This window comes from Mangrovimonas sp. sgz306409 (genome assembly GCF_059735265.1).
The window spans coordinates 353,396-370,365 of record NZ_JCAPEU010000004.1 but is presented as its reverse complement, the minus strand read 5'-3'; the positions used below and the strand labels follow the sequence as shown (position 1 = coordinate 370,365).

Sequence of the window (16,970 nt, the reverse complement as noted above, 5' to 3'; positions counted from 1 at the left end):
AGCATCATTAAAAAGAGTTGGTTTCTAAATTTATACAACCTTAAAAATGGGAAATTTTTCCATTAAGTAAAAAGAATAACCATTAATACTTCCAAATTATGAAAACTTTAATGACATCAATTGTGTTGTGTTTTACTTTGTTGGTGAGTGCACAACAGCAAAAGACAGTAGACTTAGGCGTTGAGGATAGTATATTCTCTAAAGTGTTGAATGAGCACAGAAAAGTCTGGATATATAATCCAGAAAAGAACTCTGGTATCTATCAATCTAATAAGGTGTATCCGGTTTTGTACCTGTTGGACGGTCCGTTACATTTCCATTCCGTAGCAGCCATTGTAAAGCAATTGAGCACTACCAATTTCAATAGAATTTTGCCTGAAATGATTATAGTGGCCATACACAATACGAATAGATCTAGAGATTTGTCCCCAACACAAATGGTTGAAAAAGCAGGGTATGCCCCAGGTGATATGAGTAAACGTACAGGCGGCGGTGATTTGTTTTTGGACTTTATTGAAAAGGAATTGAAACCTTATATAGAATCAAATTATCCTACAGCTCCCTATAGTATGTTGGTAGGGCATTCTCTTGGAGGGATGATGGCCATTTACACCATGTTCCAAAGGCCTCAAATGTTTCAAAGTTATATTGCCATTGACCCATCGATATGGTGGAACAATCAAGAAATCTTAAAGGAAATCCAAAACCGTCCAAACTTAAATGATTTAAAAGGAACATCTCTTTACCTAGGTTACGCGAATACTTTGGTAGAAGGTTACGATATTTCAACAGTAAGTAAAGACACAACAGAGGAGACGCTTCATATACGATCTATTTTGTCTTTAGACAGCTATTTAAAGGATAATTTAATAGAAGGGTTTAGATACAAAAGTCAATTTTACGAAAATGATACCCATGGATCTGTACCGTTGATAACGGAATATGATGGGTTACGGTTTTTGTTTGAATTCCATAGAATTGAAATTAATGAAAAGGATTTTGAAAATATGGATGTTGATATGGTGGCGCAAATTGCAGGGCATTATCAAAATGTTTCAAGACACATGGGCTATGAAGTTAAGCCAGATGAAAGCTTGATAAATAGATTGGGATATGGGATGTTGAATGGTAAATTATATGATAGGGCGGGGCAGTTCTTCTCATATAATGCAAAGATCCATTCGGATAGTTTTAATGTGTTTGATTCCCTTGGTGATTACTACGTGGCAACAAACAATAAGGAAAAGGCTGCTGAAAGCTACCAAAAGGCTCTAGAACTAAAGGAATACCCACTTACCAGGGAAAAATTGGAGCAGCTTAAACAGCAGTAGCTCAGTCATGTTAACCTTTTAATTGTTAAAATTAGTAACTTACTAAGATGAAACATTTGATTACATTATTCTTTTTTGCTTTTCTCTTTGCCAATTCAGTACAAGGACAAGTAGCTCCTATAGATTCTCTTTTTCAGGTTTTTAAGGACACTTCCAAAACTCCAGAAATGAGATTGAAGGCTTATGACGAGCTTTATAGCTACCTCGTGGATCCTGAAAAAAATAAAGGAATGGCACCTAAGGATTTATTCGGTATTGTGGATAAATTGAATTTTGGAAGCGATACAGCTCTTGATTTAAGTAATAAATCAAGCAAAACTTTTAATAGAGGAAAAGTATATCTGCTAAAAGGATCTTATAGTTTTATCAATAATAATCAGTCTATGGATTGTGATTATTTGATGAAAGCCTTGGAGGTAGGCATGGAGGAGCAGGATTATGTGGTTATAGGAGGTGCTTTAGAAAGCTTATTGGCTTTTAATTGCAAAAACCTTTCGAAAGAACGAGCCATCCAACTCATGTTTGATTTAAATTCAAAAGATCTGACGGCAGAGGAACAATTGAATTTATATAGTTCCATGAGTCGATTTATAGAAAATGATTCTATTAAATCCATTTTGTTCAAAAATCTTCCCGCAACGTTAAAATCGGAAACTGTAAGAAACTATAAATTGCAGGGGTTCTTTTCGGAGGTATTGAGAAATTTAGATTCCCAAATAGCAAGACCACTTTTTGATCATATTGAGACGGTATTGGATGTGCCAGAGGCTCGTGATAAATTGATTCCGATGTACTTGAGTTTAGGGGAATTTTATGTGTTGAATGAAAAATATCCAGAAGTTTTAAAGGTGTTCCAAGAAGCATTGAAACTCTCTGAGGAATTACATTTTGAAATTGATAATTTGGAGAATGTTTGGGTGTCTATGGGAGAAATTCATTCAAATATTGAAAATTTTGAAGAAGCACAAAAGTACACTCTAAAAGGCTTGGAAATAGCCAAGCAAAAAGAGGAAAGTAGGAACTTAGCCAGAATCTACTTATCAATGGCTTCTGTTAAAACAGAAATGAAAGAGCCCGAAATGGCATTGAAATACATAGACTCTGCAGTAGTGTTGATGGCTCCAAAAGCCAGTGAAGATAAGTCTTGTGAGCAATGTATGAATTATGCATTATTGGTGAAATCTAAAGTGTTTAATGGACTTGCTCGCTACCGGGAAGCTTTGAGTCAGTTGTTGGATTTAGAGCCCTTTTACAAAGATAATTTAGCTAGTAGAGTACAACCATTATTGTATCAGGAAATAGGGAAGGCCTATGTAGGACTTGGTGAGTTTAAACAAGCTATTTCTTCAATTGAAAAAGGAATGGCATATCCTCATGTAACCTTGCTTGATGATAAACGGAATTACGAAATATTAGCTAAATCTTATAAGGAGCTTGGTAATTATCAAAAGTCGCTTGAGGCTTATGAAAAGTTTGTTGCCGCAAATGATTCCATTACAAAATTTAGAAATAGCCAGGAAACAATACGTTTGGAGCTTGAAAATGCTTTTCGACAGGAGCGGTTTAGGGATAGCTTGGTTGTAGAAAAGACAGTCTTGGAAAAAGAGTTGAAATTTGAGAAGCAATTGAGAAAGGAGCAAACCTTTAGAAATTTAGTTATTGGGGCTGCAATTTTAGCGTTATTGGTTGCTTTAGGCCTGTATAACCGTTTGAATTTTATCAAAAAGACCCAACGTGTCTTAAAGGAAAAAAATCGTGTTATAGAGGCTGAAAAGGAAAGGGCAAAATCCTCAGAGCGCGCAAAACATCAATTTTTGGCTAATATGAGTCATGAAATAAGGACACCGATGAATGCCATTAAGGGAATGACGGATATTTTATTAAGACGAAACCCCAAAAAGGAACAATTGGATTATTTAAAAGCCATTAAAGAATCGTTGAATTCCCTTTTGGTAATTATTGATGATGTATTGGATCTGTCCAAGATTGAATCCGGTAAAATCGAGTTGGAGAAAATTCCCTTTTCAATTTCAGAAGAAGTCCACAAAGTAGTCCAAATAATGAAGTTTAAAGCGGAAGAGAAGGGAGTGTCCCTAAATGTCGATTTTGATCAACATATTCCAATGGTAAAGGGGGATTCCGTTAGATTGCGACAGGTGCTTTTAAATCTTGTTGGGAATGCTATCAAGTTTACATCTGCTGGCCAAGTTGTTGTAAAAGTAGATCGTAAAATAGAGGAAAGTGTAGGAAATCTTGAAGTTCATTTTTCTGTTTTAGATACTGGTATTGGAATCGAAGAAGATAAACTTGTGAATGTTTTTAAATCGTTTGAACAGGCCCAAACAGATACCAATAGAAAGTTTGGTGGCACCGGATTGGGTTTAAGTATATCTAAGAAGATAGTTAAACTGCATGGAGGAAAAATTTGGGCGGAGAGTAAAAAAGGTAAGGGGAGTACATTTCATTTTGTGATTCCATATGAGCCATTTATTATTCCTTCAAATTTAAATGGCAAGACACATACAGATGAATTTGATCTTTTGAAAGATCAATTGAAGGGGCTTAAAGTATTGTTGGTTGAAGATAATGCCTTTAATGCCGTTGTGGCAAAAGAAGAATTAGAGGACAATATCCAAGGTGTTGAAGTAAGGATTGCCGAAAATGGAGAAGTGGCTTTGGATAAATTGCGGACTGAATTGTTTGATGTTGTTTTAATGGATGTTCAAATGCCTGCTATGAATGGCTTTGAGTGTACAAAAGCCATACGTCAACTGAAGGATTCTGTAGGCCATATTCCCATTATTGCTATGACAGCAAATGTCTTGAAGGAAGAAGTGGTAAGATGTTTTGAAGCGGGAATGAATGATTTTGTTCCCAAGCCTTTTGATGTGGCAGATTTGCTTCAGAAAATCTATAAGGTAACTGACAAAGAACATAAAGTATTAAAATCATGAATTCTTATAAAAACAAAGTATTCATTGTAGATGACGAACCCTTGTTTTCTGCAATGCTTAGTGACTTTTTAATGCAACATAATCCCTCGTTGAAGGTAAAGAGTTTTATGTCTGGAGAGGCTTGTTTGGAGGCTTTATATGAAAATCCAGCTCTTATTATTTTGGATCATTATTTAAGCTCCAATAATTCAGTGTGTCTAAATGGATTGGATATGTTAAGTGAAATAAAGAAAACGAAAAGTCATCCTGTAGTAGTAATGCTTTCTGGCCAGGAAAGCTACTTCACGGCAGCTAAAGCCATTGGTTTAGGAGCGTTGCACTATGTGATAAAAGATGAAAAAGCGTTTGAAAAGGTGAATAGGATTATTAAGGCGAATATTTGAAGAGAAATGATGTCTATGGATTTATCTTTTTTAGAGAAGTTTACGGGGGGAGATCCTTTAAAGATGAAGAAGTATATTGCGCTTTATCTAGATACAGCAACTGTGCTGTTCAATTCCATTGGTGAGGGAATTGCAGCTGAAGATTGGGAAAAGGTTTGTGCCAATGTCCATTCTCTTAAACCACAGATAACTTATATGGGATTGACTAATTTGAGTGAATTGTTGTTGAAAATTGAAGAGAAGTCAAAAGCTCAAGATACCTATTCCATAAATGAAATTTTTGAGCAAGCTTTGGTTGTCCATAGGCAATCTAAACAAGTTTTGGAAGGCTATTTGGAAACTTGAAAGAATTCCATAAAAAAAAGCTGAACAAAATTATTGTTCAGCTTTTTGTCGGGGTGGCAGGATTCGAACCTGCGACCTCCTGCTCCCAAAGCAGGCGCGATAACCGGGCTACGCTACACCCCGAAAAGAAAGCGGAGAGACAGGGACTCGAACCCTGGCAACACTTTCGCGTTGACAGATTAGCAATCTGCTCCATTACCACTCTGGCACCTCTCCAATATTAAATAAAGAACCTTTCTTAATTGCGGATGCAAATGTAGGATAACATTGCGTATCTCACAACTATTTTTTGAATTTTTTCGTCAATATTTTGAAATTTCAAACCACTGGAGTTTTAAATAGCTTGAAGCCAATATGTTTAGACGACCTGTAAATTTTGAATTTTTTCAAATGAAATTTCCTTAAAGTCGTCAATTAGCAAATTCGCTAGGGTGTAATCTTGATTTTTGGAATTTTCACTTCTATAGGCAACACAAAAAATGTCGGCACTATTGGCCGCTACAATACCGTTGGTAGAGTCTTCAATCACCATGCAATGCTGTTTTTCGTGTCCAGAAACTTCTGCAGCCTTTAAAAATATTTCGGGATGTGGTTTGGAGGCTTTTAAATCGGCGCCGCTTAATTTGGCTTTAAAATATTGATCTAACTCAAATCTTTTAAAGACGCGATCAATGGTACTCATGGTTGCAGAAGACGCCAAAATTAAGGTTAGTCCATTAGCGTGGTATTCTTGAATTAATTCCAACACACCGTCTAAAAGCTGCAAACTTTCATCATAATCGAACAAATGATTAAAATGGTTGCGTTTCTTCCTTTCGAGATTTATAGGATCTTCATCCAGTCCAAAATGCGAACAAAGAAACTTACACACATTCCTTGTAGATTTTCCAGTAAAGGTTTCATACAATTCATCTGAAACGTCAATACCATAGTCATCAAACATTTTGTGGTAGGCCTTGTGGTGCAATGGTTCGGTGTCCACAATAACACCGTCCATATCGAATAAGACTGCTTTTAGCATCAATAAAAATTTTGCGCGAAGATAGTCAGAACCTTTGGAACAAACTAACTATTGATTTGAGCTAATCATCTGATGATTATTGAAGTAGGAAAGTTAGAGTTAAATTAAGAGGTTTTCTTGCAAAAAATCACGATTTTTTCATCGTTTAAGTTGGTGGAGAAGAATAAATAGAGTTCTCCACCATCTTTTATTTTCAATTTGGTTCTAAGTTGTTGAACCGTTTCGGGGAAATTTCTAGTGGTAATATTCGCTTTCGAGATTCCTTCCTTTTTCAGAAGTTGTTTGTTAAAAGAGAGTGTTTTAACAATTTCAAAACTTCGTCCAGGAAATTCAATTAAAGTTTCTGATGTATACAGATGTGTATGCTGATGTAGCTTTGGAATCCCCAACTTTTCTGAAACAGATTTAAAAGCGCCTGATTTTAAAATAGCGGCGTTAGGTTCGTATAGATACGAAAGTGGTTCGCCAAATACAGCGCTAGCATTTTTTTCTTCATTAAAGTTGAAATCAAACTTTTCTTCAATTGGTAATGTTAGGTTAACTGTTCTTATTTCGATATCACCTTTAAAACCATCTTCTAAAACCCACAGGAGTTCTTTTACTTCATTGTTAAGCGCAACAATATGAATGGTTTTGATATGCTTTAATTCTCCCATTCCTACAGAAATATCCAAAAGCGGGGAGGTCTTGATCATGATGTTCTTGGAACGTTGAAACAACATATCCAAATGTAAAGGCACATTGGGCAGGCAGTCATTTAAAAAAAAGACTTTGCCTTTGCTGTCATGGCGTCTGGAAGGATCTATATAAATCCAATCGAAAGTATCTTGATGTCTTTTTAAATGCTCAATACCATCAACGTTCAATGTTTTAATATTGACATTTAATTGGGAGTAGTTATGCGTAACGATTTCCGAAAGTTCAGAATTCAACTCGCAGTGTGTGACATTTTGAAATCGTTTGGAAAAGTAGTAGCAATCCACTCCAAAGCCACCTGTTAAATCAATTAAGGACTTCCCTTCAATAAGTTCAGCTTTGTATTTGGCTGTAGCTTCAGAGGAAGTCTGTTCAATATTGAGTTTATTGGGATAAACTATGAGAGGTGCATTAAACCAAGTTGGAAGTTTATGTTGACAGCGTTTTTTAGCTTCAATCTGTTCTACCAAAAGTTTGATGTCAACTGAAATCTCTGGATGGTTTTTGAATAGCAAAGCAACTGTGTCAGAATTTAAATTTGCATCGATAAATTCTTGGTGCGTGGTATTTAAAATGTCAGGATTCAATTTAGAGATCTTTTGTGAGTCTTTGTACCAATTTTATATCGTACAAAAATTCCTTTAAAATAACTTTTAAGGCTGTATAAGCCGGCACGGCTACAACCATTCCAACGACTCCAAAAAGGATGCCTGCAATGATAATCACTAGGAAAATTTCCAATGGATGAGATTTTACACTTTTCGAAAAAATAAAAGGCTGGCTAATAAAATTATCAATTAACTGGCCAATAGCAACCACGATGAGCACATAAAAAGTAGTTGGTAAAATGACAGTGCTCAAACCTCCGCCAAGATTGGAAGTCATAGAAAGTGTTACCATGATAACAGCACCAATTAGCGGACCGATGTATGGTATCAAATTAATTAAAGCACACAGGAATGCAATAACCACAGCGTTTTCAACTCCTACAATAAGTAACCCAATTGTATAAATGAAAAACAGAATGGAAATTTGAATGATCAATCCAATAAAATAGCGAGATAATAAATCCTTGATTTTATCAAAGGATTTTTTCAAACGAGTTTCCTTGCTATCTGGAATAAATGAGAGTATACTATTCTCCAAAAGTTTACTATCCTTTAGGAAGAAAAATGAAATAAACAATACAGAAAAAAGTCCGATTCCAAAACTTCCAAAGCCACCAATAATAGCATTGATAAAATTTGGAATAGCCGCAAAATCAAGTTTTTCAATCAAATTGGAATACTTGAAGGATTCTTCCATATTAATATTATAGATGTGAAAATAATCAATGACTTGGATATAGAGACTTTCAATATTGTCTTCTAGTTTTTTGATATCCAACAAAGCTAAATTATGACTCTGCTTTACGATCATTGGAATAAACATCCCTATAAGCCCAACCAACAAGCCAACCAAAATTAGCATGGTAACAATTACGGCAGCAGTATTACCAAATTTAAGCCGCTTTCTTAAAAAGATGACTATTGGTCTTCCAACTAAAGAAGTAACCCCTGCAATCACGATATAAGTGATGACCGATTGAATTTTGTATAAAAAGAATAGGATAAGTACAATGGCTAAGATGATGCCTAAAGCCCTTAAAATTCCGTTTGCAATTACTTTTGAATCCATATCTGTAAATATAGAAAATTGGATTACATAATTTGCTTTGTAAGTTCATAGAGTGCCACACTTGTTGCTTGCACAACATTCATACTGCTGTTTTGTCCAAACATTTCAATGTGCAATATGTGGTCGCAATTTTTGAGGATGTCTTCCGACACACCAAAATTCTCATCGCCAATTACCAAGGCTATAGGGGATTGGTCACTATAGTTGAAAGTGTGTAAAGGAATACTATTAGAGGTAATTTCAAGCGCAATAATTTGAAATCCTTTCTGTTTTAGACCTGACACAACTTCCAATGTATTTTCTTCAATTTTGAATGACACTACTTTTTCCGTTGCTCTAGCTGTTTTAGTCATTTTACGGCCCATAGGGATGTCATTGCCGCAAAAAATGAGTTGTTCCACTCCAAAGGCATCAGCGGTTCGGAACAAGCTTCCAATATTTGGTGCATTAGAAATATTGTCACAGACAATAGTGATTGGAAATTGCTTTTTAGTAAAATTGGAAGTGTAGTGGGTGAGTTGTGTCACTGTGGTGTGATATTAATGCTCAAAGGCATACTTTACTATATTGGCTCCCATTTTAAGAGCTTTTTCCCTAACATCTTGCGGGTCATTATGTACTTCGGGGTCTTCCCAGCCATCACCTAAATCACTTTCATAGGTGAACAGTAATACCAACCTGTTTTCATAAAAAATACCAAAGGCCTGTGGGCGTTTGCCATCGTGTTCATGAATTTTGGGAAGACCTTCAGGGAACTTGTAAGCGATATTGAAAATTTCGTGAGTTTTCGGGATTTCAACAAGTTCTAAGGCCGGAAATACTTTTTTTAGTTCCTTGGTGATATATGGACGAATACCATAATTGTCATCGATATGAAGAAAGCCTCCTGAGATTAAATAGTTCCGAAGGTTCTCGGCATCTTCGGTGCTGAAAAACACATTGCCATGCCCTGTCATATGTACCAAGGGATATTGAAAAATATCGGTGCTACCTATCTCAACTGTTTCTGGTATGCTGTTCATTTGGGTGTTGATGTTGGCATTACAGAAAGCAATAAGATTGGGTAAGGAGGTAGGATTTCCATACCAATCGCCACCGCCCTTATATTTGGCAACTGCCAAATTTTGAGCAGAAAAACATAATGGGAATAGGCAAATTACAAGGACTAGGTACTTTTTCATATTATTCATTTGTAAAGGCAACCGAGTGACAGGCAACGATGGCCGCTGTTTCTGTTCTAAGTCGGGTGTTACCCAAAGTTACAGGAATAAAATCATTCTTAAGAGCCATTTCAATTTCTTTCACACTAAAATCTCCTTCAGGGCCAATTAAAATGGTGACTTCCGTATTTGGAGTCAATTGTGATTTTAGAGATTTCCTATCCAATTCCTCACAATGCGCAATAAATTTTTGTCCACTGAATTCCTGTTCGACAAAATCTTTAAAAGGAATAGCAGCTTCCAGTTGCGGCATATAGCTACTCAAGGATTGCTTAATTGCCGATTGTAAAATCTTTTCAAACCGTTCTGTTTTGATAACTTTCCTTTCGCTATGCTCACAAATGATGGGGGTAATGGTATCGATGCCTATTTCGGTGGCCTTTTCCAAGAACCATTCGTAGCGATCGTTCATTTTTGTGGGAGCTACCGCCAAATGGAGTGTATAGTTTCGTTTTTCATGAAAGGTTTTAGAGGTAATATTGGCACGACAGTGTTTTTGGTCGGCAACCTCTATTTCAGCAGTAAACAGCCAACCTTGTCCGTTAGTAATGTGCAATACATCTCCTTGGGATTTCCGAAGCACTTTTACTATATGCCGACTTTCTTCTTTATCAAAAGAAATTTGGGAGGAAGTTTCTAAAAGCTCTGGGTTGTAGAACAACTGCATAAATTAAATTTTTAAACGAGCCGTAGCGGTTACGTTAAAATCGGAAAAATCACCTTCCATATATTTTAAATGCCCAACGATGGCAATCATGGCAGCATTATCTGTGGTGTATTCAAATTTTGGGATATAGGTAGTCCATCCAAATTTTTTCTCACCATCCTTAAGTGCTTTTCGAATGCCCGAATTGGCAGACACTCCACCACCAATGGCGATGTGTTTGATACCGGTTTCTTTGCTGGCAAGTTTTAGTTTGTCCATTAAAATTCCAATGATGGTATATTGAATGGATGCACAAATATCGTCTAGGTTTTGTGCTATAAAATCAGGATTGTTTTTGGTTTCCTTTTGAATAAAATACAGAATTGCCGTCTTTAATCCCGAAAAACTAAAATTTAGTCCATCTACCTTCGGCTTGGTAAATTTGAATGCTTTTGGGTTTCCAACTTGAGCGCGTTTATCTATTTGTGGCCCGGCAGGATAGCCAAGCCCTAAAATCTTTCCACTTTTATCGTAAGCTTCTCCCACGGCGTCATCGATGGTCTCACCAATTACTTCCATATCAAAATAGGAGTTCACTTTTACAATTTGTGTGTGTCCTCCAGAAATGGTCATGGCCAAGAAAGGGAAAGGTGGTTTGTTGAAACCGTCTTCTTCTATATAATGCGCCAAAATATGAGCCGACATATGATTGACATCAATCAATGGGATATTAAGTCCGTAAGCCAAAGATTTAGCAAAAGAGGTTCCTACCAAAAGTGAGCCCATAAGTCCAGGACCTCTTGTAAAGGCTATGGCGCTTAACTGGGATTTATCTATATTGGCCTTTTTTAACGCTTGGTGCACCACTGGAACAATGTTTTGTTGGTGGGCCCTAGAGGCAAGTTCGGGGACAACGCCACCATATTCTTCATGAATATTTTGACTGGCCACAACATTGCTTAAAATTTTTCCGTTCAGCATTACAGCAGCAGCCGTATCATCGCAAGAGGATTCTATGGCAAGTATGTAAATATTTTGTGAAGTCATTACTGAAAATTAGGCACAATAATTGTTAATTTTGGCTTCAAAGTTAAAACATTAATACGTATCAAAAAATTTTTAAAAATAGTATCAAAGCTCGTTGCAATAGTTTTACTGTTGTTTGTCATTTTGGTGCTAATACTTTCCATTCCAGCTGTTCAGACCTCTTTGGGTAAATATGCTACCAAACGACTTAACGATGAGTTTGGAACGCATATTTCCATAGAAAAGGTTGGTTTGCAGTTTAATGGCGATGTGGAGCTGAAGCAGATTTACATTGAAGACTACAAGAAAGATACGTTGATTAGTGTTCAGGAACTGAATACCTCCATCCTTAATTATAGAAATTTATCTGAAGGGAAATTGGTGTTTGGAGATATAGATATCATGAATTTGGTGTTCAATATCAAAACTTATGAAGGGGAAAAACAGACCAATCTGGATGTTTTTGTAGCTCGTTTTGATGAGGATAACCCAGACAAGGTAAAGGGTGATTTCTTGATGTCCTCAAGTGATGTGTCTATTTATAATAGTGTGTTTAAATTTTCGGATGAAAACAAGGAGAATCCAAAGATTTTGGAGTTTAATGATTTAAACATTAACGCTACCAATTTTTTGATTGACGGAAGCAATGTAAGCACCCGAATTAACACCTTAAATTTCGTTGATAGTAGAGGGGTGAAAATCCAGAATATGATTACCGATTTTCAATATACGGTCAATTATATGAATTTTGATAATCTTCAAATTAAAACTACCAATTCCAATATAAAAGGATCCTTAAGGTTTGATTATTTACGTGAGGATTTACAGTTTTTTACAGACAAAGTAGATATTACCGCCAAATTTGAAAATTCTGAAGTACAGTTGGATGAATTGAATACCTTTTACAACGAGTTTGGGAAAAATCAACAGGCAAAATTCAATGTGGAAATCAGTGGGACACTCAATGATTTAAACACCAACAACCTACGTTTAACGACTAGCCGAAGAAGCAAAATTTATGGTGATATCAATTTTAAAAACCTTTTCAATAATGAGGCCGGGACTTTTTCCATGGATGGAAAGTTTTCCAATCTTACTTCAAACTACTACGATTTAACAGGGTTGTTACCTAATGTTTTGGGGAATTCTATTCCAACCGTTTTTTCCAAATTGGGAGATTTTACGATTACTGGTGATTCCTTTATAACGGCCACAACTATCGATGCCAAATTGAAAATGGATACAGAACTTGGCCATGTATCCTCCGATTTGAATATGGAGCATTTGAATGATGTGGACAATGCTAAATATGTGGGTAATGTGGTATTTGAGGAATTCGATTTGGGAAAGCTTATAGAAAGAGAAGAGGTAGGAACTACTTCCTTTAATCTTGATGTGGATGGAAAAGGCTTCTTGGTTAAGAACTTAAAAACACAAATTCAAGGGAAAGTATTTTCCTTGGTTTTTAATAATTATGACTACCAAAATATTGATGTAGCGGGGCGTTTGGAGAGTGATGTGTTTAATGGAATTATTAATTCCAGCGACCCTAATTTTAAGTTTAGATTTGATGGTTTGGCAGACTTGTCCAAGGATATTAAAACCTTAGATTTTAAGGCGGATGTGGCGTATGCCAACTTGAAAGCTTTGAATTTTGTACAAAAGGATAGTGTTTCCATTTTCAAAGGAAATGTAGTTATGTCCATGCAAGGTTCTAGTGTGGATGATGCCAGGGGAAGCCTAAGGTTTAAAAACACAACCTATATCAACCAGAGTAATGAGTTTTACTTTGAAGATTTTGATATCAAGTCCAGATTTGAGGAAAACAAACGAGTTATCAGGATCAACTCTCCCGACATTATTGAGGGGACTATAAGAGGTGATTTTAAATTTAAGGATTTGGGCAAATTGGTGAGAAATTCGTTTGGAAGTCTGTATTCAAAATATGTTCCTAATGAAGTTAAGGGACATCAATACGTCAATTTCAAATTCAATATATATAATAAAATTGTAGAGGCTTTTTTCCATAATGTGGAATTGGCAGAAAACACTTTTATAAAAGGACGTATAGAAAACAGTGAAAAAGGGTTTAAACTATCTTTTAGCTCTCCACAGATAAAGGTCTTTGACTATTTTGCCCAAAACGTTAATTTAACGGTTGATAATAGCAATCCTGTTTACAATACCTATGTAGAGCTGGATTCGCTGCATACCAAATATTATGATGTATCAAGGTTCAGTTTGATTAACGTGACCCAAAACGACACCTTATTTATCAAGTCCAATTTTAGGGGAGGTACCCATAATGGGGATAAATACGACCTGAGTATGTTCTATACAATTGACGAAATGGATAAGTCTGTTTTGGGTTTTCAAAAGTCCAATGCCACATTTAAGGATTTTACTTGGCAGATCAACGAGAAGAAGGACACGCTTAATAAAATAGTCTTTGACCGTAAATTCAAGGAATTTAATTTCAAGAATTTGGTATTGTCCAATTTAGATGAAGAAATTGAATTTTCTGGGGTTGTAAGGGATTCCACGTATAAGGATTTGAGTTTAAACTTCTCAGAAGTTGAATTAATGAAAATCACACCAAGGCTTGACAGTTTGCTTTTGGAAGGAATTGTTAATGGGAAATTGCAGGTCCTTCAAAAGCATGGCGTGTATTTACCCTCATCAAGTATCACCATCGATAATTTTAAGGCAAATAACTACGATTTAGGCAATTTAAAGGCCGACATTGAAGGAAATCAATCCCTGACCAATTACAGTTTGGATCTTGTGTTGAAGAGTGACCGTTTAAGGTCATTGGAAGCCCATGGCGAGGTAGATGTTAGTGAGGCCAATTCTTATATAGATGTCAATATTGATTTTGATCGTTTTATATTGGATCCATTGGCTCCTTTGGGGGCAGGAATCATTACCAATATCAGGGGAATGGTCTCGGGAGAAGCCCAAGTGTTGGGGAGTCTTAAAAGGCCCGATATTCGTGGGGATCTGTATTTGGACAATGCAGGGATAACTATTCCATACCTAAATGTCGATTATAGTTTCGATTTCGATTCTAGGGTGACTTTGGAGCAGCAAAAGTTTATATTTCAGGATGTCGCGCTTACCGATTCAAAATACTTCTCTAGAGCTTACCTGAATGGGTATATTTCCCATGTGAATTTTGATGATTGGATCTTGGGCTTGGAATTGGCAACGGATCGTCTATTGGTTTTGGATACAGACGACTCTGAAGAAGCCTTATATTATGGAACTGGGTTCGTGGAAGGCGAAGCTACTATTAAAGGTCCAGCCGATGAATTGGTGATAACCTTTGATGGTAGCACAGAAAAAGGAACGGTGTTTAAGGTGCCATTGAATGATTTGGAAACCTATGGAGATAACTCCTACATACATTTTTTAACGCCCGAAGAGAAAGAAGCTCGTTTAAAGGGAGAGGACTATGTAGCTCCAGAAGTGAAAGGGTTGGAGTTGGATTTTGACCTTATCGTAACGCCAGATGCCGATATTGAGATTGTGATCGATCGAAATTCGGGAAGTACCATTCAAGGTTCGGGTAACGGGAACTTATTGTTTGAAATTAATACCAATGGTAAGTTCAATATGTGGGGAGATTTCGCTGTTACAAAGGGAATTTACAATTTCGCTTATGGAGGCTTAATTCAAAAGGAGCTTGAAGTAGAACCCGGTGGAAATATTCTTTGGGAAGGTGACCCAATGAAGGCCCAAATTAACTTGACGGCCGTTTATAAAACCCAAGCGAATCCTTCGGTGCTATTGGATAATCCTATTAATAGAAGTATTCCTGTAAATGTAGAAATTAGTCTGCAGGGGCAGTTGGAACAACCAGAGCCGGAATTCAGCTTCAACTTCCCTAATGTGGGGTCTACTATCAAGTCGGAGTTGGAATATCGTTTGGAAACAAAAGAGAGTCGTGAGTTCCAAGCTTTAAATTTATTGTCCTTTGGTGCCTTTGCTAGTGAAATCAGTTTAGGACAACAGGCCTATGGTACAATTGCTGATCGTGTGAACAGTCTTTTCAATAGTCTTTTTGAAGATGAAGATGGCAAACTACAAATTGGTGTGAATTTACAACCAGGCGAAGTAACCCCTGATTATGCTACGGACGATCGTTTAGGGTTAACCTTGAGCACGCAGCTTAGTGACAAGGTGCTTATTAATGGAAAGGTAGGGGTGCCTATTGGTGGCGTGGAACAAAGTGTGATTGCAGGCGATGTAGAGATCCAAGTTTTGCTCAATGATGAGGGAACTTTATCTGCAAAATTCTTCAATAGAGAGAACAGTATTCGCAATTTTGGAGAGGAAATTGGATATACCCAAGGAATGGGCTTGTCTTATAACGTAGAATTTGATACTTTTAAGGAATTGCTTCAAATCATCTTTACAGGAAAAAACAAAAAGAAAGTTTCAGAAAAGAAAGATGATACCAACGAAAATACAGCCGACGACAACTTCCCAGATTTTATTAACGTCAAAGAAAAAACGACCAACAAATAGCATATTTAGTACTAATTTCTTAGGTATTTAAAGAAGTTATTAACGAAATCGTTTGAATTTTCGTACCAAAATAAAAATATCATAAATGGTCGTATTTATTGGTTATCTTTGTTATGTTGACTTTTCAAAACATAAAAATTAATGAGTAAAAGCATAAAAAAAATAGCCGTATTTACCTCGGGAGGAGATGCTCCTGGAATGAATGCCGCTATTAGATCGGTTGTGAGAACTTGTGCATACCACAACATTGAATCCATAGGCGTATACCGTGGATATGAAGGTATGATTGAAGGTGAATTTGTAGAAATGAATGCCCGTAGTGTTAAGGACATCATTAATAAGGGAGGAACCATTCTTAAGTCGGCACGTTCTGATAGGTTTAGAACGCCAGAAGGTAGAAAGCAAGCCTACGAGCAATTGAAAAAGGCAGGAGTAGACGCTTTGGTTGCCATTGGTGGAGATGGAACCTTTACCGGAGCTATGATTTTTAGTAGCGAATTTGATATGCCAATCATGGGGATTCCTGGAACTATCGATAATGATATCTATGGAACTTCACATACATTAGGTTACGATACAGCCTTGAATACAGGTGTAGATGCCATTGATAAAATTAGAGATACGGCCAGTTCCCATAACAGATTGTTCTTTATTGAAGTTATGGGCCGCGATGTAGGGCATATTGCCTTAAACGTAGGTGTTGGAGCTGGAGCTGAGGAAATCTTGATTCCTGAGGAAGATTTAGGATTGGATCGTTTGTTGGAATCGCTAAGACGTAGTAAGCGTTCAGGAAAAACCTCTAGTATTGTTATTGTAGCCGAAGGTGATAAAATAGGAAAGAACGTTTTTGAACTTAGGGATTACGTAGAGGAAAACCTAGGTGAATATGAAGTACGTGTATCTGTACTTGGTCATATGCAGCGTGGTGGCTCACCATCTTGTTTCGATCGTGTATTGGCAAGTAGAATGGGAGTGAAAGCTGTAGAAAGCCTTATGGAAGGAAAAACCAACTTTATGGTCGGGTTATTGGATGATAAAATGGCACTAACACCATTGGATCAAGCCATCAAAGGCCAATCAAAAATAAATTTAGAATTACTTCGTGTGTCAGATATCATGACCACATAACATTAAATTAAGA

The 16,970-nt window shown here is 36.6% G+C and carries 13 protein-coding genes and 2 tRNA genes; 6 read left to right on the top strand and 9 right to left on the bottom strand.

All coding sequences use genetic code 11. The annotated features are described in order from the left end of the window. Nucleotides 1-98: 98 nt before the first annotated feature. The 4 genes from AC6I5C_RS09545 to AC6I5C_RS09530 are packed head-to-tail and all read left to right on the top strand — an operon-like array spanning nucleotide 99 to nucleotide 5,013. Entirely contained in the window at nucleotides 99-1,331 is a 1,233-nt protein-coding gene (locus tag AC6I5C_RS09545; protein ID WP_497904956.1) for an alpha/beta hydrolase-fold protein, read from the top strand. 47 nt (nucleotides 1,332-1,378) lie between these two features. Continuing rightward, on the top strand, nucleotides 1,379-4,285 hold the full coding sequence (locus tag AC6I5C_RS09540) for a tetratricopeptide repeat-containing hybrid sensor histidine kinase/response regulator (RefSeq protein WP_497904955.1): 2,907 nt from the start codon (nucleotides 1,379-1,381) through the stop codon (nucleotides 4,283-4,285). Continuing rightward, the gene (locus AC6I5C_RS09535) at nucleotides 4,282-4,668 is read left to right on the top strand and encodes a response regulator (RefSeq protein WP_497904954.1); all 387 of its coding nucleotides are present in this window, start codon (nucleotides 4,282-4,284) and stop codon (nucleotides 4,666-4,668) included. The genes AC6I5C_RS09540 and AC6I5C_RS09535 overlap by 4 nt, the downstream gene beginning before the upstream one ends. Before the next feature lie 15 nt (nucleotides 4,669-4,683). Next, a complete protein-coding gene (locus AC6I5C_RS09530; RefSeq protein ID WP_497904953.1) occupies nucleotides 4,684-5,013 on the top strand; it encodes an Hpt domain-containing protein in 330 nt (109 codons plus the stop codon). Nucleotides 5,014-5,061: 48 nt separating this feature from the next. Here AC6I5C_RS09530 and AC6I5C_RS09525 read toward each other — a convergent pair. The 9 genes from AC6I5C_RS09525 to tsaD all read right to left on the bottom strand — a co-directional run bounded on the left by AC6I5C_RS09525 (nucleotide 5,062) and on the right by tsaD (nucleotide 11,320). Then, nucleotides 5,062-5,136 (bottom strand) — tRNA-Pro (locus tag AC6I5C_RS09525). 9 nt (nucleotides 5,137-5,145) lie between these two features. Then, a tRNA-Ser gene (locus AC6I5C_RS09520) sits at nucleotides 5,146-5,229 on the bottom strand. A gap of 142 nt (nucleotides 5,230-5,371) precedes the next feature. Next, nucleotides 5,372-6,034, bottom strand: a complete 663-nt coding sequence (locus tag AC6I5C_RS09515; RefSeq protein WP_497904952.1) for an HAD family hydrolase — start codon at nucleotides 6,032-6,034, stop codon at nucleotides 5,372-5,374. A 104-nt stretch (nucleotides 6,035-6,138) separates the two neighbouring features. Then, nucleotides 6,139-7,317 (bottom strand): THUMP-like domain-containing protein, encoded by a 1,179-nt coding sequence (locus AC6I5C_RS09510; RefSeq protein ID WP_497904951.1) that lies wholly within the window; start codon nucleotides 7,315-7,317, stop codon nucleotides 6,139-6,141. A gap of 1 nt (nucleotide 7,318) precedes the next feature. Continuing rightward, nucleotides 7,319-8,407, bottom strand: a complete 1,089-nt coding sequence (locus AC6I5C_RS09505) for an AI-2E family transporter (RefSeq protein ID WP_497904950.1) — start codon at nucleotides 8,405-8,407, stop codon at nucleotides 7,319-7,321. 23 nt (nucleotides 8,408-8,430) lie between these two features. Then, the gene (locus AC6I5C_RS09500) at nucleotides 8,431-8,934 is read right to left on the bottom strand and encodes a TrmH family RNA methyltransferase (RefSeq protein ID WP_497904949.1); all 504 of its coding nucleotides are present in this window, start codon (nucleotides 8,932-8,934) and stop codon (nucleotides 8,431-8,433) included. Nucleotides 8,935-8,946: 12 nt separating this feature from the next. Continuing rightward, nucleotides 8,947-9,588, bottom strand: coding sequence for a DUF4159 domain-containing protein (locus AC6I5C_RS09495; protein WP_497904948.1), 642 nt, complete (start codon nucleotides 9,586-9,588; stop codon nucleotides 8,947-8,949). 1 nt (nucleotide 9,589) lies between these two features. Next, nucleotides 9,590-10,294, bottom strand: a complete 705-nt coding sequence (locus tag AC6I5C_RS09490; RefSeq protein ID WP_497904947.1) for a 16S rRNA (uracil(1498)-N(3))-methyltransferase — start codon at nucleotides 10,292-10,294, stop codon at nucleotides 9,590-9,592. Between the two features lie 3 nt (nucleotides 10,295-10,297). Further along, nucleotides 10,298-11,320 (bottom strand): tRNA (adenosine(37)-N6)-threonylcarbamoyltransferase complex transferase subunit TsaD, encoded by a 1,023-nt coding sequence (gene tsaD, locus AC6I5C_RS09485; RefSeq protein ID WP_497904946.1) that lies wholly within the window; start codon nucleotides 11,318-11,320, stop codon nucleotides 10,298-10,300. A gap of 126 nt (nucleotides 11,321-11,446) precedes the next feature. Here tsaD and AC6I5C_RS09480 point away from each other — a divergent pair, with 126 nt between their 5' ends. Together AC6I5C_RS09480 and pfkA are read left to right on the top strand one after the other, a co-directional pair. Next, nucleotides 11,447-15,829 carry a translocation/assembly module TamB domain-containing protein gene (locus AC6I5C_RS09480; RefSeq protein WP_497904968.1) on the top strand — a complete coding sequence of 1,461 codons (4,383 nt, stop codon included), beginning with the start codon at nucleotides 11,447-11,449 and terminating at the stop codon, nucleotides 15,827-15,829. Nucleotides 15,830-15,970: 141 nt separating this feature from the next. After that, nucleotides 15,971-16,957, top strand: a complete 987-nt coding sequence (gene pfkA, locus AC6I5C_RS09475; protein WP_053977777.1) for a 6-phosphofructokinase — start codon at nucleotides 15,971-15,973, stop codon at nucleotides 16,955-16,957. Nucleotides 16,958-16,970 lie beyond the last annotated feature (13 nt).

What these genes read in the sequence shown, in the direction of transcription:
- AC6I5C_RS09505 (WP_497904950.1), bottom strand. Translation starts at nt 8,407, where the DNA reads ATGGATTCAAAAGTAATTGCAAACGGAATTTTAAGGGCTTTAGGCATC.
- AC6I5C_RS09530 (WP_497904953.1), top strand. Translation starts at nt 4,684, where the DNA reads ATGGATTTATCTTTTTTAGAGAAGTTTACGGGGGGAGATCCTTTAAAG.
- AC6I5C_RS09535 (WP_497904954.1), top strand. Translation starts at nt 4,282, where the DNA reads ATGAATTCTTATAAAAACAAAGTATTCATTGTAGATGACGAACCCTTG.
- AC6I5C_RS09540 (WP_497904955.1), top strand. Translation starts at nt 1,379, where the DNA reads ATGAAACATTTGATTACATTATTCTTTTTTGCTTTTCTCTTTGCCAAT.
- tsaD (WP_497904946.1), bottom strand. Translation starts at nt 11,320, where the DNA reads ATGACTTCACAAAATATTTACATACTTGCCATAGAATCCTCTTGCGAT.
- pfkA (WP_053977777.1), top strand. Translation starts at nt 15,971, where the DNA reads ATGAGTAAAAGCATAAAAAAAATAGCCGTATTTACCTCGGGAGGAGAT.
- AC6I5C_RS09490 (WP_497904947.1), bottom strand. Translation starts at nt 10,294, where the DNA reads ATGCAGTTGTTCTACAACCCAGAGCTTTTAGAAACTTCCTCCCAAATT.
- AC6I5C_RS09515 (WP_497904952.1), bottom strand. Translation starts at nt 6,034, where the DNA reads ATGCTAAAAGCAGTCTTATTCGATATGGACGGTGTTATTGTGGACACC.
- AC6I5C_RS09545 (WP_497904956.1), top strand. Translation starts at nt 99, where the DNA reads ATGAAAACTTTAATGACATCAATTGTGTTGTGTTTTACTTTGTTGGTG.
- AC6I5C_RS09495 (WP_497904948.1), bottom strand. Translation starts at nt 9,588, where the DNA reads ATGAAAAAGTACCTAGTCCTTGTAATTTGCCTATTCCCATTATGTTTT.